The 16,201-nt window shown below is 52.8% G+C and carries 17 protein-coding genes; 7 read left to right on the top strand and 10 right to left on the bottom strand.

Annotation, left to right across the window (positions count from 1 at the left end):
* Positions 1 to 82: 82 nt before the first annotated feature.
* From ACFR81_RS03700 to ACFR81_RS03690, 3 genes are read right to left on the bottom strand one after another with little or no spacing between them, the layout of a single operon-like run.
* A complete protein-coding gene (locus ACFR81_RS03700; protein ID WP_343874398.1) occupies positions 83 to 1,009 on the bottom strand; it encodes a hypothetical protein in 927 nt (308 codons plus the stop codon).
* A complete protein-coding gene (locus ACFR81_RS03695) occupies positions 1,006 to 1,914 on the bottom strand; it encodes an AAA family ATPase (RefSeq protein WP_343874396.1) in 909 nt (302 codons plus the stop codon). Before ACFR81_RS03695 ends, ACFR81_RS03700 begins: the two co-directional genes overlap by 4 nt.
* Before the next feature lie 3 nt (positions 1,915 to 1,917).
* Positions 1,918 to 2,286, bottom strand: a complete 369-nt coding sequence (locus tag ACFR81_RS03690) for a GntR family transcriptional regulator (protein WP_343874394.1) — start codon at positions 2,284 to 2,286, stop codon at positions 1,918 to 1,920.
* Between the two features lie 224 nt (positions 2,287 to 2,510).
* Here ACFR81_RS03690 and pyrE point away from each other — a divergent pair, with 224 nt between their 5' ends.
* A complete protein-coding gene (gene pyrE / locus ACFR81_RS03685) occupies positions 2,511 to 3,095 on the top strand; it encodes an orotate phosphoribosyltransferase (RefSeq protein WP_068172377.1) in 585 nt (194 codons plus the stop codon).
* A gap of 70 nt (positions 3,096 to 3,165) precedes the next feature.
* Entirely contained in the window at positions 3,166 to 3,900 is a 735-nt protein-coding gene (locus ACFR81_RS03680; protein WP_343874390.1) for a TrmH family RNA methyltransferase, read from the top strand.
* Here the strand turns inward: ACFR81_RS03680 and ACFR81_RS03675 are convergent.
* A complete protein-coding gene (locus ACFR81_RS03675; RefSeq protein WP_343874388.1) occupies positions 3,893 to 5,047 on the bottom strand; it encodes an NAD(P)/FAD-dependent oxidoreductase in 1,155 nt (384 codons plus the stop codon). The genes ACFR81_RS03680 and ACFR81_RS03675 overlap by 8 nt on opposite strands.
* 140 nt (positions 5,048 to 5,187) lie before the next feature.
* Here ACFR81_RS03675 and ACFR81_RS03670 point away from each other — a divergent pair, with 140 nt between their 5' ends.
* From ACFR81_RS03670 to ACFR81_RS03660, 3 genes are all read left to right on the top strand, one after another.
* Positions 5,188 to 6,627 (top strand): MFS transporter, encoded by a 1,440-nt coding sequence (locus ACFR81_RS03670; protein WP_151146356.1) that lies wholly within the window; start codon positions 5,188 to 5,190, stop codon positions 6,625 to 6,627.
* A 278-nt stretch (positions 6,628 to 6,905) separates the two neighbouring features.
* Positions 6,906 to 7,928 carry a class II fructose-bisphosphate aldolase gene (gene fbaA, locus ACFR81_RS03665; protein WP_068172366.1) on the top strand — a complete coding sequence of 341 codons (1,023 nt, stop codon included), beginning with the start codon at positions 6,906 to 6,908 and terminating at the stop codon, positions 7,926 to 7,928.
* Positions 7,929 to 8,067: 139 nt separating this feature from the next.
* Entirely contained in the window at positions 8,068 to 8,496 is a 429-nt protein-coding gene (locus ACFR81_RS03660) for a DUF3151 domain-containing protein (RefSeq protein ID WP_190617720.1), read from the top strand.
* Positions 8,497 to 8,585: 89 nt separating this feature from the next.
* Here the strand turns inward: ACFR81_RS03660 and ald are convergent, their stop codons facing one another.
* From ald to ACFR81_RS03635, 5 genes are all read right to left on the bottom strand, one after another.
* On the bottom strand, positions 8,586 to 9,674 hold the full coding sequence (gene ald / locus ACFR81_RS03655) for an alanine dehydrogenase (RefSeq protein ID WP_343874382.1): 1,089 nt from the start codon (positions 9,672 to 9,674) through the stop codon (positions 8,586 to 8,588).
* 163 nt (positions 9,675 to 9,837) lie between these two features.
* Positions 9,838 to 10,284 (bottom strand): hypothetical protein, encoded by a 447-nt coding sequence (locus ACFR81_RS03650; protein WP_343874379.1) that lies wholly within the window; start codon positions 10,282 to 10,284, stop codon positions 9,838 to 9,840.
* Complete coding sequence (locus ACFR81_RS03645) at positions 10,277 to 10,747, bottom strand: hypothetical protein (protein WP_343874377.1); 471 nt, start codon at positions 10,745 to 10,747, stop codon at positions 10,277 to 10,279. The genes ACFR81_RS03650 and ACFR81_RS03645 overlap by 8 nt, the downstream gene beginning before the upstream one ends.
* A gap of 21 nt (positions 10,748 to 10,768) precedes the next feature.
* Positions 10,769 to 11,167 (bottom strand): hypothetical protein, encoded by a 399-nt coding sequence (locus tag ACFR81_RS03640; protein WP_343874374.1) that lies wholly within the window; start codon positions 11,165 to 11,167, stop codon positions 10,769 to 10,771.
* A 175-nt stretch (positions 11,168 to 11,342) separates the two neighbouring features.
* Complete coding sequence (locus ACFR81_RS03635) at positions 11,343 to 12,257, bottom strand: hypothetical protein (protein WP_343874371.1); 915 nt, start codon at positions 12,255 to 12,257, stop codon at positions 11,343 to 11,345.
* Between the two features lie 204 nt (positions 12,258 to 12,461).
* Here ACFR81_RS03635 and pheA point away from each other — a divergent pair, with 204 nt between their 5' ends.
* On the top strand, positions 12,462 to 13,406 hold the full coding sequence (gene pheA, locus ACFR81_RS03630; RefSeq protein WP_145174076.1) for a prephenate dehydratase: 945 nt from the start codon (positions 12,462 to 12,464) through the stop codon (positions 13,404 to 13,406).
* A gap of 64 nt (positions 13,407 to 13,470) precedes the next feature.
* On the opposite strand, the gene ACFR81_RS03625 is transcribed toward pheA, so the two are convergent.
* Positions 13,471 to 14,715, bottom strand: a complete 1,245-nt coding sequence (locus ACFR81_RS03625) for a diacylglycerol/lipid kinase family protein (RefSeq protein ID WP_343874365.1) — start codon at positions 14,713 to 14,715, stop codon at positions 13,471 to 13,473.
* 149 nt (positions 14,716 to 14,864) lie between these two features.
* Between ACFR81_RS03625 and serS the strand changes: the two genes are divergently transcribed.
* Positions 14,865 to 16,175, top strand: coding sequence for a serine--tRNA ligase (gene serS / locus ACFR81_RS03620; RefSeq protein WP_343874362.1), 1,311 nt, complete (start codon positions 14,865 to 14,867; stop codon positions 16,173 to 16,175).
* Positions 16,176 to 16,201: the final 26 nt, after the last annotated feature.

Below are 16,201 nucleotides of genomic sequence, written 5' to 3'. Positions count from 1 at the left end.
CCTCGCGGGTCACCAAATCCGTAAAAATGCACCCAAATACCTACACTTTTACTGATTTAATGACCCAGGCGAGGGGAGAGGCCTAGCGGAAGTCGACTTTCTTGAGGAGGGTTGCGCCGATGGCGTACGTAAAGACAATGCCAATTAGGCAAATCACCATGAATCTACCGGTGTAATAAATATCTGCGGATAGTGGTAAGAGAGGTGAAGGCGCGTGTTCATTTCTCATCATGGCAACAATGTCTAAAACGCTGGTGTAATAGACCTCTTGACTTTCGGTGTAATAGTAGGGGTGAAACAACTGGCTGAGCCCCAAGTCATAGTAGATTGTGCCGAACATTTCGCGGCTGGTTACCAGCAATAGCCCCAAGAAGATGAGACAGCATATTCCGGTTACTGCAGCGCCCCATCTTGAAAAAGCTAAAGCCAGAAAAGCACCCAGCATCTGAACAATAAACAAGAGGGTAAACCAGATGACTGCAAATCGTAAGAGTTCCAAAAACTGGAATGCTAGAGGATCGGCAAACATAAATATTCCGTCAAAACTTGGAGCCATGACTTGCCATCCAAGCGAGTATCCTAAAGTGAGCTTTTCAACCACAGCAAAAATAATGTAAACGCTCATGGTTACCGTGGCTAAGAGAGCCGACGTGCGGGCGAAGCCCCTCCAGAAGTTTTGACGAGAGAAACCCATTCCTAATATGAGGGATATATTCCGCCTGACTGCCATGAAAGAGGCTGAAGCGAAAACTACACTCATTACAACCTGATGCACGGTGTTTTCCGTGTAAAACTGGCTGAGGTTGCCGGTGGTAAACCTTGTCGAGACGGCAATTATTAATCCGGTTACTGCTAATAAAACGCCTATCAAAGCTGGCAATCCTGCCGCCAAAAATATTGTGCTGCGGCGGTTCACCAGTAACATCTTTGCCACTGTGCGAGAACGGCCGCCTGTTTTGACTCTGCCCGCCGTCCGCGCGTCATTTCTTTCTACTGCTATGGAGCTCATGATTGAGCCTGCCTTTCCGTAGCCTGGCTGTATGCCGCCACAAGGTTCTGAAGGGAAACGGAAGATACTGCAACGCCAAGGGATTGGGCACATCGCACGCAGGTGTCGGTGAGTTCGGCTGCCACGAGAGCTGTAGATCGACCAGCGAGCGAGCGGGAACTTGCTACCGAGCGTTCCAGGTTGTTACGTGAAAGATAAACAGCGACGGCGTCGTCGGTTCCCGAAATTTCGTGGGCGTATGCGGTGGCGTCGTCTGCAGGAACATTCAGCAGGATACTGCCTTTCTCCAACAAAATGATGTGATTTAGCAGCGGCGCAATTTCATCAATGAGATGAGTAGAAATCACGAAGGTGCGCGGGTTTTCGCTGAAATCGCGAAGTACGAGGTCATAGAACTTCTGGCGGGCTACTGGGTCAAGCCCGGTGTAGGGCTCGTCCATGAGCGTGAGCTCAGCGCGAGACGCCAGTGCAACCGCAATTCCTAGTGCAGACTTTTGGCCGTCTGATAGCTTGCGGGCCTTTAATTTCAGTGGAATCTCAAAAAGCTCGACGGCTTCGGCAGCTAGTTCTGCATCCCACATCGGGTAGGCGATTTCTGCCATGCGCAGTACATGGAAAACGCGGGTGTCGTCGGAGTAAGTCTGCCCGGTACGCATGAGGTGGGTTTTTGCTAGGACTGATGATGAGAAGCCTGACTCGCCAAATAATTCGATGAAGCTACCGGAGTCAGCTTGAATCTGATTCATCAGGGCGGTGAGGAGGGTGGTTTTGCCGGCGCTATTGCGCCCAATTAGCCCATAAATTGTATGAGGATAAAGCTCAAAACTCACACGGTTTAATACGTGAGGATCTTTGTGATGGTATGTCTTAGCGAGCTGTGAAACTCTCACTATTGGTTTGGTCATTGCTTAACCCTTCTTAGCTTCGAAGGCGTCGGTGACGGCGGCTAGAACGTCGTCCTTACTCAGCCCCAAAGTTGATGCTTCGTTGACGAGCGGAGAAATGAACGCTCGGATGAATTCCTGTCGACCTTCGTCGAGAAGGATGGCGCGTGCGCCGGTTGCCACGAACATGCCGATGCCTCTTTTCTTATAAATCACGCCTTGATTGACCAAAATGTTGATGCCTTTATTGGCGGTTGCTGGGTTGATGCGGAAGAACTCTGCGAACTCGTTAATAGAGGGGATCTGAGATTCTTCGGGGTATGTTCCTTTAAGAATTTCTGCGGTGATGTGATCCGCGAGTTGCTGGAAGATGGGTTTATCGCCGGTGAGCAAGGTGCCTCCTTTCGAAGTATTAGTAAAAGGTGAGTTACTTGGTTAGTTACTTATGTAGTTAACCTAGACTACGACGTCGCCCTTGGCAAGGAAAAAATAATAATTGCGGGAGTAGCGCAGGGGAGCGGGTCACCAAATCCGTAAAAATGCACCCAAATACCTACACTTTTACTGATTTAGTGACCCACCCCCGCTAAGTCACCCCGTTCGCTACACTTAAACCCATGACTAAGCTTTCTGAAACCCTGCCCATTGACGAAGCTCGCGAACGCCTGCGCCAACTCATCATGGAGCTCGCCGTCGTCCGCGGCAAAGTAACCCTTTCTTCCGGCAAAGAAGCCGACTACTACGTCGACCTTCGCCGCATCACCCTGCATCATGAGGCATCACGCCTTGTCGGACAGGTTATGCTTGACCTCCTGGATAACGCCGGCATCGAATTCGACGCCGCAGGCGGTCTCACCATGGGTGCAGACCCCGTAGGCAACGCCATCATGCGTTCGGCAGGTGACCAGGACCGCGCTATCGATACTTTCGTGGTGCGTAAAGCTCAGAAGTCTTATGGCATGGGACGCCAGGTTGAGGGCCCCAGCGTTGAAGGGCGCAACGTCGTAGCTGTTGAAGACACCTCCACCACCGGCGGGTCAGCCCTTACCGCAGTAGAGGCGCTCAAAAAAGCTGGCGCGAACGTGGTAGCTGTTGCAGTGATTGTTGACCGCGCAACCGGCGCCAAAGAACACATTGAAGAAGTAGCGGGCGTACCCTGCCTTTACGCATACTCAAAGACTGATTTAGAACTCGAAGACTAAGATTTTTACTTCACATGAGAGGGCGGAAAACTGCCCTCTCATGTGCGTTAACGCAGCAGAAAGCTTTTTCATGATTGACCCCGAAAACCCCTCAGAGAACCCCGAAACCTCGAACTCTCCACAGGTTCCCCTCACAGAGACACCTACCCCAGAAACCGACGGCGCCGCCGCCGCCCAGTTTGAACAGTCTGAACACAACGTGGGTGTGGGGCCGTGGGAGGGTGAGCTACCCGAAGGCGACCACTGGGATCCCGAGCTGTTAGAGAAAGGCGACCGCCGCAACGTCGTCGACCAGTACCGCTACTGGAAGATGGATGCGATTATCGCCGACCTTGATTCCAAGCGCCACAAATTTCACGTAGCGATTGAGAACTGGCAGCATGACCTCAACATCGGCACCGTAGTGCGAACTGCCAACGCTTTCCTCGCCAAAGAAGTGCACATTATCGGCAAAAAACGCTGGAATCGACGCGGCGCTATGGTCACCGACCGCTACCAGCACGTGCGCCACCATCCCACCGTGGAGGAGTTCGTGCAGTGGGCGCAGGGGGAGGGGCTCACGATTATTGGCATCGATAATTTCCCCGATTCCAAGCAACTGGAAACCTATGATCTGCCAGAGAACTGCGTCTTTGTCTTCGGGCAAGAAGGTCCGGGGCTTTCCGACGAAGTGTATGAAGTCGCCCAAGATACCCTCAGCATTGAACAGTACGGTTCTACCCGCTCGATGAATGCCGCCTCAGCCGCCGCCATCGCCATGCACGCGTGGATTCGCAAGTTCGAGTTCGGTCAGCGAGTTAATTAGCCGCTTTCCGCCCGCTTGCTAATGCTCCTTGGATAGAAGCATGGCGTATGTCGCCAGCGAGGGTAATCTTGTTGCTTTTTGGAACAGGGTTAGAGTCTGCGCCGATGATGGGAAGAGCATGTTCTATATGATGGGTCGTCAGCAGCTTCCAATCATCAGCGTTATCGGCTCCTAGAATCTGGGCAGAACGTGCCGCAATCTGTTGGGGGTCATCGTTGCGTAAACCGGTAGCGCTTACCTCCACCAGGTGCTTGCCCAAGGGCGCGTAAGAGGGAGCAATGTTAGATACTACGGCCGTGTGATTGAACAGAGGCTGTCCCGAGAGATCAAGATGAAGGTAACGGGATTCGGTTGGTCTAGTCGAGGTCGCAAACCACCAGGTAGTAAGAGCTCCCGTGGCGGGTTTATTGATGCCAGTTAAGTAAGACGATGCCAGAGGGTCAGCCGCAACAATCACGCGGTTAGCGGTGAGCGTAGATCCGTCAGAGCAAACTACTTCTACACCGGCAGGAGCTTCATTAATTTTTTCGACTGCGGTGTTAAACCGAATTGATTCTTTCACGCCCTCCAGAAGTTGCTTTACTATAGCTTCCATACCCTGAGCGGGCAGGGAAGGCGAACCCAGCACGAAGTACTTCATGAGATCCCTGGCGAATTTCACAGAACAAGACAGCTTCTCGTCCGCTACCACGGCAGCAAGAAAAGTACGAATCGTGCGATTCATCAATGGGCTGAACTGCGATTTGTCTAACGCATCTGCAAGGGTGATTTCGGAGGGAACTCTCAAAAATTCGAGAGCTGCCCGCGCGTCTTGACCTTTGAGCGTGCGCAGTAATCCACCAGCATTGTGTGGGGCGCGAGTGGGGTCTGCGAGAGTAATCTGTTTGCCCTGATGCCACACTGTAGCCCCGCGATCAAAAGCTTGTAGACCCAGGGATTTAAGATTTAGTTGTGAACGTGCCGCTGGGTAGGCAGGATTGAGAAGCTGAAAACCTACATCGCAGGTGAACCCCTCAATTTTCTCAGATGTGATACGCCCACCGGCCCTATTGCTTTTTTCAATAATTACAAAGTCAGTACCTTGGCGTTTGAGCTCTTGTGCCGCGACTAAACCGGAAATTCCTGCACCAATAATGATGGTGTTCATTGGTGACCTTTCTACATGAAGAACGTTATAGAAAGCTTATTATGCAAAGCTGAATCAAGCTATGGACATCGAGAATACTTGTACCTATAAATGCGTTATAAGCTGAGATAGATTAACCACCATAATTCGCTGGAGAATGAATGGCCTTACCTCAACCCGCTATTTCCTCTAAGAAGCTCTTATCAGCTCTTCTTATCCCACTCTTTATGGCGCTTTTGGCTGTATCTGTGGTGAATGTGGCTCTCACTCCTATAGGTAATTCATTGGGAGCTTCTTCGAGCCAAACCCAGTGGGTGGTCTCCGGGTACGCGCTCGCCTTTGGTGTTCCGCTGGTTGCTGCGGGTAGATTTGGCGATGCCACTGGACGGCGTCGCATGTTTATTCTTGGCATCACGACGTTTACCGTGGGTTCGTTGATAAGCGGTTTGGCCCCCAACGTAGAAGTATTGATTGCTGCGCGCGTGCTCCAGGGGCTTGGCTCAGGCTTTCTCAATCCTCAAACCACTGGCATTATTCAGAGTAATTTCTCCGGGCAAGCGAGGGCACGTGCCTACGGGATGTTTGGAACGGTAGTAGCTCTTGCGGTAATAGTGGGGCCTGTGATGGGCGGTTTCCTCATTCAGCTCTTTGGCGAATCTTTGGGCTGGCGCATGATGTTCTTGGTGAACGTGCCTATCGGTTTGTTGGGTATCTATTTGGCGATGAAATGGCTCCCTAACGATCGTCATGCAGCTGATTTGGGTAGCAATCCCCGCCGACGACATATGGATCTTGACCCTGTAGGCATGATTACCCTCGCGGTGGCAACTTTAGCGGTTCTGTTCCCCTTCGTACAGCGTAGCCAAAACCTGCTGATTTGGGCTTTGCTTCCCGCAGGTATTCTTCTTCTGGTCTTCTTCGTGGTGTGGGAAAGTCGCTATAAGAAGGCCGGGCGCCCTCCGATGGTGGACATGGACCTTATCAAAGAACCCGCCTTCCGCAACGGCATTTTGATTGTGACTCTTTATTTCTTGGGTAACACGAGCGTATGGCTGATTGTTCCTGTCTACCTGCAGTCGCATATGCATCAGAGCGCGCTGGTGGCGGCGTCCATCGGTATTCCCTCATCCATCCTCTCGGCTTTTGCCGCACCGTGGGCAGGTAAGCGTGTGCTCGGTGCCGGACGCCGTATGGTGATGGCTGGATTTATCTGCTCGATGCTCTCCATTGCCGGGGCTATGGCAATGATTGGCCCGGTTGAATCTGGGGCAGTTCCCGTGTGGGCGCTTGCGATCCCGTTGCTCTTGCTTGGCGCTGGTGGTGGTCTGGTGATTTCTCCCAACCAAACGTTGACTCTCAAATCGGTACCTACCAATATCAGTGGTGTTGCCGGCGGCATTCTTTCGCTGGGTCAGCGTATGGGTACGGCAATCGGTACCGCTCTCATTCCCAGCATTATGTACGGAATGGTGGCGGCGGGATACCACTGGAATATAGGCTTTGCCGCCGCGTTCGGCGGAATTCTGGTGTTACTAGCGGCTGGTCTGTCGGTTACTTTCCTCGACCGACGTCGTGAGGTCGCTGAAAATCAGCAGGGCTAAAGTTCTTGTTCGCATAAACCCATAATCCCCAACCTGTAAGTGGATTTTACCGGGGAATTCTTGGTTCAAATGCCCCAATCCCACACAAATAATCTGGTATTAGGTGGGTTTATGTGTGAAATAGTATGTCGATAACTCTTTAGTTTGCCCCTCTCCTTGGTAGAATTAGAGCAGATGAGCACCTCGTGCTGGGAGGGCTTCACCGCTAGCTCGGTGCGATGTGCTTTATTGAAGAAACCATCAAAACGGTGGTTAACATTTGACCCGAAGGAGTCAGCATGCCTATTGCAACCCCGGAAAAATATGCAGAAATGCTTGAAAATGCTAAGTCAAAAGGCTTCGCATACCCTGCCATCAACGTAACCTCTTCCCAGACCCTCAACGCAGCACTTCAGGGCTTCGCTGAAGCTGGTTCTGACGGCATCGTGCAGGCATCTACCGGTGGCGCAGCTTACTGGTCTGGTGCTTCTAAGAAGGACATGGTTGCTGGCTCTCTCGCATTCGCAGCTTACGCACGCGAAGTTGCTAAGCAGTACGACGTCAACATTGCGTTGCACACCGACCACTGCCCTAAAGACAAGCTAGACGGCTTTGTTCTGCCCCTGATTGAGGAGTCCGAGAAGGCTGTTGCTCGCGGTGAAGACCCCATCTTCAACTCCCACATGTGGGATGGCTCAGCTATTGCGCTCGATGAAAACCTCGAGATCGCACAGCAGCTTATTGCTCGTACCTCTAAGAACCACCAGATTCTCGAAGTTGAGATTGGTGCAGTGGGCGGCGAAGAAGACGGCGTTGAAGGCGCTATCGACGACTCTCTCTACACCACTACTGCAGATGCTATTAAGACTGTAGAAGCTATTGGTCTGGGCGAAAAGGGCACCTACATGGCAGCTCTTACCTTCGGTAACGTTCACGGCGTTTACAAGCCCGGTAACGTTCACCTACGCCCCGAACTGCTCAAGCAGATTCAGGATGAAGTTGGCGAGAAGTACGGCAAGGATAAGCCTTTCTACCTCGTATTCCACGGTGGTTCAGGCTCCACCGAGCAGGAAATCGCAGATGCAGTTTCCTACGGTGTTATTAAGATGAACATCGATACCGATACCCAGTATGCATACACCCGTCCCGTTGCAGGTCACATGTTGGCTAACTACGACGGCGTCCTGAAGATTGACGGTGAAGTTGGTAACAAGAAGGTTTACGATCCTCGCGTTTGGGGTGCTAAGGCAGAAGCTGGCATGACCGCTCGCGTGGTTGAAGCAGCTCAGCAGCTTGGCTCCGTAGGTACTTCACTGAAGTAACCGCACGCTAGAAAAATGCCCGCTCTCCTGGAGGAGGGCGGGCATTTTTGTGTCTTTGCTGGTTACCCACTTCTTTTTCCTGAGGAGGAATCTCGGTAGCATGGGACTGTAAAACAACGAAGAAACGAGGATATTTAGAATGTCACTTGCTGGTAAAAATCTTCTGGACGGCCCAGACCCCACTTTCCTGCCTCGTGAGGCTGAGCTAGAGAACCGCATTCAATCGGCAGAGCCTGCCGCAGAAATTGTCAAAGACTTTCCCAAGTCTTCTCTGGCTTGGGCAAACCTTGCAGAAGAGGCCCTCGCCGCTGGCAACACCGTGGAAGGTTACGCCTACGCGCGCGTCGGCTATCACCGAGGCTTGGATGCGCTGCGCGGAAACGGCTGGAAAGGTCACGGGCCTGTACCCTTCTCTCACGTTCCTAATCAAGGATTCCTCAAAGCCCTATATCTGCTAGGCCAGGCGGCAGCAGAAATTGGGGAGACTGACGAAGCTGAACGAATCGATAAGTTTCTCGACGATTCAGACCCCACCGCTAAAGAGATGCTCGCAGGCGAAAGCGCCTAAACGTATCGTTTCTTAATACAGTGAAGCCCTGCATCGTAAAAGATTGCAGGGCTTCACTTTTTCACCAGCGCAAAACGCCAACCAGAGATTTATGCGGCAGGCAATTCGGGGAACGCTTCGGCTACTCCGGCAAAAGTGATTTTGCCGCCGTCGGTGTTCACCCCGAGCTGTAGCGTGGGGTCCGCTTCGAGTGCTTCCCGCACGCCGTCAGCTAAGCGGAGAACGTAGGGGAGGGTAGCGTCGGTGAGCGCGATGGTGGACGAGCGCGGCACCGCACCGGGCATGTTAGCCACGCAGTAGTGTCGAATACCGTCGACCTCAAAGATGGGGTCTGCATACGTGGTGGGGCGGGAGGTCTCAAAGCAGCCGCCCTGGTCGATTGCAACGTCAATCAACAGGGTATTTTCTTTCATGTGCTTGAGGTCTTCGCGGCTAATAACGTGCGGCGCTTTAGCACCGGGGACCAGTACGGAGCCGATAATGACGTCCGCGTTCTCAATTTCCCTGCGAATGTTTGCGGGATTCGAGGTGAGCACGCGAGCCGAAGAACCGAACTGGTCGGATAGCTGGCGCACGCGCGAGCCGTAGCCTTCAAGGATGGTGACTTCAGCGCCCAAGCCAACAGAAATTTGAGCTGCCTGGGTGCCAACATTTCCGCCGCCAATAACGACCACACGGGCGGGCGCAACACCGGGGGTTCCGCCGAGCAGGACGCCGGGGCCTCCTTCGGTGCCGAGCAGGTATTGCGCTGCGGCACCGGCGGCTAGCCGGCCTGCCACTTCGCTCATCGGTAGCAGGAGGGGGAGCAAGCGCCCGTCGCGCACTGTTTCGTAGGCGATTGAGAGAGTCTTGGAATTCAGAAGAGCCTCAGTGAGGGGCTTATCCGCCGCTAAATGCAGGTATGTGAAGACAGCGAGATCTTCCCGAAGATACTTGTACTCAGCCTCGATGGGTTCTTTTACTTTGACGAGAAGTTCCGCCTTGCCCCAGGCGTCGTCCTGAGTAACGAGCTGGGCGCCTGCCTTCTCGTATTCCTCGTTGGAGAATCCGGCGCCTTCGCCAGCTCCGGTCTCAACAAAAACTTCATGGCCTTTTGCGGTGAGCGCGAAGACTCCATCGGGAGTCATGCCTACACGCTGTTCCTGGGGCTTAATTTCTTGGGGTACGCCGATGCGCATTTTCTTTCCACCTCACGTCGTTGGGTAGTGGTTGTTCATTAATCCTCTCGCAGATTGAGGACGAAACCAACTGTTCCTCTCAATGTGAAGTGTGGTCAATTTTTTGGTGTTTTGGCTCTCAAAACGCCACAAAATTGACCATAGTTTGACGCCCGGTGACAGACTACAGTTCTGCTTCCATAGCTGGAAAATGCTCGGATCGGGGTTCTTTGTAGACCCAGGGGCTGAGGTACTTGGTGAGGAACATATAGCTACAGCCCACACCAACGCTTGCCAGGATGGTTAAAATCAACGACGGCTCTTCGAGGCCAAAGAGAAAGAAGAGAATAACCATTAGTAAGAGGATAAGAAAGACATTCGATATCACGGTTTTGCGGGGATCAGTACGTTTAAGGTCGTACTCATATCCACCGAACCAATTGAACTGTTTGAACGCTGATTGCACACACCAGAAGAGAATCACCCACAGGATGATGGGGAACAAATTACTCACTATCAGCCAGAGCACCGGTGCGAACATTATTCCGTAGATAATCGCGGGAAGCCAAGGACTCCCTGAGCGGAGAACTTTAACGTCGTTGGTAACGGTAACGGAGCGTGGTTTAGGCATGGTGTTCTTCTCCTTTGAGAGGATAACGCCAGGGGATGAGCTTGCGGAAGTAATAAAGCGAGAGCGCAAAAATGATGCCACCAAAAACGAGACTAGCGAACCAACCACCGCCGGAGGACGTCATGGTGAGCACCAGCACCAGCGAGGGGATGAACACCAGAAAGACGCCGGACGTCGACTGCGTGGTGCGGGGATAGGAGCCCTTATCTCCCCACCAGCGGTAATTCAGGGGGTCTATCCGAGCGAGAACCACCATCACCGCAAAGCTCAGAACAGCCACTACGAGAAGCCAGAGAATTCCGTACGAAGCAGCCGCCGGAAGGAATGCCATGACGGCTGCGGTACCTAACGCATTGGGCCAGGGCATACCATAGCGTTCCTCATAGCGGATGCCGTCAAACACGCCCGTTTTGTCGGGTGGCTCTTCGGAAGGAGTTTCGAAACCGGGGTAGTAGCTTTCCATGTTTGCTCCTTTCCATAAGAATCAAAAACCGGTATAAACGGTAGGCTGCAAATATTTAGTGCTCAGGGTGACTGCCAGAAAAACTAAAAATACCCATATCTCGACTGCTAACTCGGATATTTCTAGTACCGTGAAAACCATTGTAAGAATGAAAGAAAACAATAGAATCAACGCGTTAAGGGCATTTTTCGATTTTCGAGTTTCGTTGGGAAATCCATCGTGATTCCAGCGCGTTAGAACAAAAATAGTGCCCAGATGGCCGGCAAGAGCAATAGCCAAAATTATGGTGGGGACGTGCGCCAAAAATGCATACATGAGCAGGGAATATGCCGCGCCACGAGCATACGCCGCGTGCCACGTTGTTCCGTTGATGAGCGGCCCAGGCGATTTTTCCTGGGCGCTAAGCTGTGGTTCGCTCAAAACTGCCTCCTCACGTGGTGTTCCTCCTATTGTAAGGGGTGTCACTTAAAGGAAGGCAGACCCAGAGAATCTAAGGTTCTTATCGGTGGCATCCCCAATGCTCACCATCGCGCGTCGAACTGTGGTCAATTTTCTGGCGTTTTGGCGCTCAAAACTCTCAAAAATTGACCAAATTTTAGGAGTTTCTCGCCCGCAGAACTTTCATCACTGCTTTGGGTATCATCGCCCCACGAAAATATTCAAAATTGTAGAGATCAGCCGCAAAAATACGCACTTCAACCCATCCCGCTATATGAGTGCGTGCTCTGCGCTCTTCGTCCAATCGCATCTGCCGTAAACCAGTATGATGAATCCCTTCGTACTGGATGCTTATCTTTCGAGCAAAATCTGCCAGATCAGGCTCACACACGTACCTGCCGCAGCCATCACGAATCACCGGATTCACAGCTAACTCTGTGATGCCATATTCGCCTAAAAGTAGCCTCAGCTCTGTTTCTTTGACAGAATCGACCCCCTCTGCTGCAAGGTCTAGTGCCTGAAGGCAGACTTCTTTGCCGCGATGATTTTTCTTGTGTTGGAGATACTCCAGCAAAGAATCCTTCGTAGTAAGAGAAACTCGTCGCCTTTGAGCCGCCGGCAACAAACCATCCGCCACATACACTAGTTGACGAGCGCTCATCATCAATCCCAGGTCTAGAAAAGTGCGCTCGACTGTAGTGATGCAATGGCTGTCATCTTCGGTGATTTCAGACTGGCTCAGCTTGCCTCGCAACTGCTTGATACCGCGGCGTCTCACCCGTTTGTTGTTAAGGGTATATAAATAAACATCAGTTGTTTCTTGCTGTTCTGGAGGCGTCCGGAATCCATAAATTACAGAGGCTGATGGTCCTGCGATAACGCTACTTTCCACGCTTTGCGCAAATGCGTGGATTTTTTGTTCTGCTGAGATTTCAGCTCGATTTAGAGCATAGATTTTATATCCCAGCCGTCGCACTTCCACTCGATGGGAAGCATAGGGCGAAACGCCGTCGACTAAATTATTCGTCGTGAAGATAGGCGGTAAGTCGTCTACTTTTGGAGTGTTCACCATGAGTACATAATGACCCAGAATCGTGCCTCTGGGACGGGAAGATCTAAATCTGTGGATAAACATGAGCTGTTTTGAAGATTATTTTTAATTGTGGAAAAAGTTTGGTCAATTTTTTGGTGTTTTGGCGCTCAAAACGCCACAAAATTGACCATACTTTCAGGCGCGAACGCAATCTAAAGTAAAAGAGAATCTACACTGGAAACCATGCGCTATACCTTCCTCGGCCCCGCCGGCACGTTCACCGAAACCGCTCTTCTTGCTGTACCTGAGGTGGCAACTTCCGAGCGTTTTCCTTCTAACTCTGTACCCGGCGCGTTGAACGCCGTCCGTGCTGGGGACGCCGACGCCGCGATGGTGCCTATTGAGAATTCGGTGGAGGGCGGTGTGACAGCGACCCTTGATGCCATTGCTCTCGATAACAGCCTGCGCATTGTGCGGGAAATTCTTGTGCCCATCCAATTCGTGCTGGTGGCGCGCGAACACATTTCTCCTGAAAACATCACGAAAATTTCTACCCACACCCATGCCTGGGCGCAGGTTCGTGCGTGGGCAGAGCAACGCGTGCCTGACGCCGAATACATCCCCGGTCCGTCCACCGCTGGTGCCGCGCTGGGTTTGCTTACCGAGCATCCACCCTACGACGCAGCAATTTGCGCCCCTGCAGTCGCCAAAACCCACTCAGAACTCAAAGTGCTGGAAGAGAACATAGGCGATAACAAACACGCTGTCACTCGCTTTGTTCTGGTGGCTAAAAACCCCGAAATCCCTGCCGCAACCGGGGCAGACAAAACCACTCTCGCCATTCCTCTTCCCGAAGATCGCCCCGGCGCCCTGCTTGAGCTGCTAGAGCAGTTCTCTACACGCGGTATCAACCTCTCGCGCATTGAATCAAGACCGACCGGTGCCTTCTTAGGCTCCTATTTTTTCTCGGTGGATATTGACGGGCATATCTATGACGCGCGGGTCCGCGACGCCCTGCGGGGGCTGCACCGGGTTTCGCCGGGTATCCAGTTCCTGGGTTCTTACCCTCGGGCTGATTCGCGCCCGACGAACATCGACCCTATCCACAACGAAGACTCGTTCGACGCCGCCCGCGCCTGGGTGGAAACCCTCTTCCCACAGGGGCGCCCGGAAAATCTGCAACACTAAGGTCTGATCCGAGAGTGAGAGTTTGCCGAAGCTACGCTGTGGCTCTCACCTCCACGAATCAACCTTACTTATCGAACCACTTCTGCACTTTGCGGGAGCGATCTTCGAGAGTGTCCACGAATTCCTGCAGGATGGTGTCGCTAGAATCCGCGAGTTTTTGCTGCAGTTTTTCGCGGGATTCGAGAATTTCCTGGGGTATTTCGTTCCACGGACGCGTGCGTACTCTGTCCTCGGGGTAAAGGCGCACGTTCACCGCTGCGGGCACAATTTCGGCATCCAGATGGGTGGCGGGTTCCAGTACGTCGCCGTCGACCTCAACAGGCAGGGGCACGCCTTCAAAATCAACAGAAACTTTCTTGCCAATGAAGTGTTCCACCACGGGGGTGCGGCGGTCGAAGACGCTGGGGCCGAGCATGAATCGTGCAGATACGCGAAGCCAGCCCATGAGGCTACGAGGGGTCAAAACAATAACTTCGAGTTGACCATCGCGCGCGGTAATAGATGAGGTGAGTTTGATTCCGCCCTGGACTTCGCCACAGTTAGCGATGAGTACCGTGCGAATTTTGCGATCCAGAATAGTTTCGTCGTCGAGAACAATCTTGGCTGGTCGGCGCGGTGCCACCACGTTCTTCAGGCCCGACTGTACGTAGGCAACCCAGCCGAATCGTGCTTTGAGTTCCTCGTTGGCGTCGGTCATAATCTGCGCGTCGAAACCTGCGCCACCCATGACCAGGAAGTTACGCACAGTTTCAGTGCGAGCTTCATTGCGCATACTGATGCGCACCATGTCGATCGGCTGAGTGTAACCGTGCAGGGCTGAATTTACGCATGCCTCAATATCCCAGTACTCCAGTTTGAGGTTACGCGCCAGTAAGTTGCCGGTGCCCAGGGGAACGATTCCGAGCGCGGCATCGGAACCAGCAATACCTGCTGCGACCTCGCGCACGGTGCCGTCGCCACCGATGGCGATAACAATCTCTGCGCCGTTCTTCACGGCGTCTTTCGCCATCGAATAACCGGGGTCATCAGCCTCGGTTTCGTAGAAGATGGGCTCGTCCCAGCCCGCTTCTGCAAGCTGCTCTTTCACTACCTTGCACCCGTATTGGGCGTTCAACTTGATGGGGTTGAAAATTACTGCCACGCGCTTGGGCTCGGTGGGTTCAAGCATCACGTGCCAGGGGCGGTAAGTCGGAAAAATATCCGGACGTTTATTTTGGCCCGCTTTGACCACAGCCCACGAAACCGCGGTGTAAGTAACGCCTAGCGCCAGTGCGCTGATGGCGGCGATATTTTTCTTATTTCTCTGCATGCTTACTACTTTACAGTGCAAAGAAGCTTGAGAACGTTGTGCGGCTGTGGGGGCTGAGAACATCCTTAAAACACATTCAACTTAAGTTCCCACCGCTAAGGCTTCTGCGAACCCTGCGAATGCGCGGCAAATGCGGTAAATTTAGAACTGTGATTGACATTAATCTTCTGCGCGAAAACCCCGAAATATTCCGTGAATCGCAGCGTGCACGCGGCGCTGACGTATCACTGGTAGACCAGATTCTTGAAGCGGACTCCAACCGCCGCTCGTCCATCTCTGAGTTTGAAAATCTGCGCGCTGAGCAGAAGGCTTTTGGCAAGAAGGTCGCTGCGGCGCAAGGCGAAGAGAAGCAGGCTCTCCTGGTAGAGGTCAAAGAGCTCTCCCAGCGAGTCTCTGCGGCAAAGACCGCTACCGACGACGCTCAGGCGAAGTTGGACGACCTGCTCATGACCATCGAGAACCTCATCATCGAAGGAATCCCTTCCGGTGGCGAAGACGACTTCAAGGTTCTGAAGACCGTAGGTGAGCCCCGCGATTTCTCCGCTGAGGGTTTTGAGCCTCGAGATCACCTAGAAATTGGTGAGCTGGTAGACGGCATCGATATGGCACGCGGTGCCAAGGTGTCCGGCTCCCGTTTCTACTTCCTCAAGGGCTACGTTGCTCGCATGGAGCAGGCACTCTTGACCATGGCGTTGGATCAGGCAGTTGCCAACGGCTTCATTATGATGACCACCCCTACTCTGGTACGCCCAGAGACCATGAACGGTACTGGATTTAATGTCAAGCATGACGACGAGATTTACCGCCTTGAACGCGATGACCTCTACTTGGTAGGTACCTCGGAAGTTGCCCTCGCGGGCTACCATGCCGATGAGATTTTGGACTTCTCTGACGGCCCCATCAAGTACCTCGGCTGGTCCTCCTGCTACCGGCGTGAAGCTGGTTCTGCTGGTAAAGATACCCGCGGCATCATTCGTGTGCACCAGTTCAATAAGGCAGAGATGTTTATCTACGCGCCCCAGGAACAGGCTGAGGATCTTCATAATCAGCTGTTGGGCTGGGAAGAAGAAATGCTGCAGAAGTGCGAGCTTTCCTACCGCGTGATTGATACCGCCGCTGGCGATTTGGGCTCATCTGCTGCGCGTAAGTTCGACTGTGAAGCATGGGTTCCTACCCAGGAGACTTACCGTGAGCTGACCTCAACCTCAAACTGCACCACTTTCCAGGCACGTCGTCTGAACGTGCGCGAGCGTACCGCAGATACCGTGGATGCCAACGGCAAGACCAAGAAGGGCGCTACCCGCTCGGTAGCAACCCTCAACGGCACGCTGGCAACTACCCGCTGGTTGGTTGCAATTCTGGAAACCCATCAGAATGAAGACGGCTCAGTGAACGTTCCTGAGGCTCTACAGCCTTACATGGGCGGTCTCAAGGTCATCCCCGTGGCGAAGAAGAAGTAATTTCTCACTGCACGGATAAAAATGTG

This window comes from Rothia amarae (assembly GCF_042677725.1).
Taxonomy (GTDB): domain Bacteria; phylum Actinomycetota; class Actinomycetes; order Actinomycetales; family Micrococcaceae; genus Rothia; species Rothia amarae.
This window is presented reverse-complemented; position numbering and strand designations above follow the sequence as displayed.

Bases quoted from the DNA above. Each gene is read 5' to 3' on its own strand.
- ACFR81_RS03660 (WP_190617720.1), top strand. From the start codon at position 8,068: ATGTCACTTGCTGGTAAAAATCTTCTGGACGGCCCAGACCCCACTTTC.
- fbaA (WP_068172366.1), top strand. From the start codon at position 6,906: ATGCCTATTGCAACCCCGGAAAAATATGCAGAAATGCTTGAAAATGCT.
- ACFR81_RS03650 (WP_343874379.1), bottom strand. From the start codon at position 10,284: ATGCCTAAACCACGCTCCGTTACCGTTACCAACGACGTTAAAGTTCTC.
- ACFR81_RS03625 (WP_343874365.1), bottom strand. From the start codon at position 14,715: ATGCAGAGAAATAAGAAAAATATCGCCGCCATCAGCGCACTGGCGCTA.
- ACFR81_RS03645 (WP_343874377.1), bottom strand. From the start codon at position 10,747: ATGGAAAGCTACTACCCCGGTTTCGAAACTCCTTCCGAAGAGCCACCC.
- pheA (WP_145174076.1), top strand. From the start codon at position 12,462: ATGCGCTATACCTTCCTCGGCCCCGCCGGCACGTTCACCGAAACCGCT.
- ACFR81_RS03670 (WP_151146356.1), top strand. From the start codon at position 5,188: ATGGCCTTACCTCAACCCGCTATTTCCTCTAAGAAGCTCTTATCAGCT.
- ald (WP_343874382.1), bottom strand. From the start codon at position 9,674: ATGCGCATCGGCGTACCCCAAGAAATTAAGCCCCAGGAACAGCGTGTA.
- ACFR81_RS03695 (WP_343874396.1), bottom strand. From the start codon at position 1,914: ATGACCAAACCAATAGTGAGAGTTTCACAGCTCGCTAAGACATACCAT.
- ACFR81_RS03700 (WP_343874398.1), bottom strand. From the start codon at position 1,009: ATGAGCTCCATAGCAGTAGAAAGAAATGACGCGCGGACGGCGGGCAGA.
- ACFR81_RS03635 (WP_343874371.1), bottom strand. From the start codon at position 12,257: ATGGTGAACACTCCAAAAGTAGACGACTTACCGCCTATCTTCACGACG.
- ACFR81_RS03680 (WP_343874390.1), top strand. From the start codon at position 3,166: ATGATTGACCCCGAAAACCCCTCAGAGAACCCCGAAACCTCGAACTCT.
- ACFR81_RS03675 (WP_343874388.1), bottom strand. From the start codon at position 5,047: ATGAACACCATCATTATTGGTGCAGGAATTTCCGGTTTAGTCGCGGCA.
- pyrE (WP_068172377.1), top strand. From the start codon at position 2,511: ATGACTAAGCTTTCTGAAACCCTGCCCATTGACGAAGCTCGCGAACGC.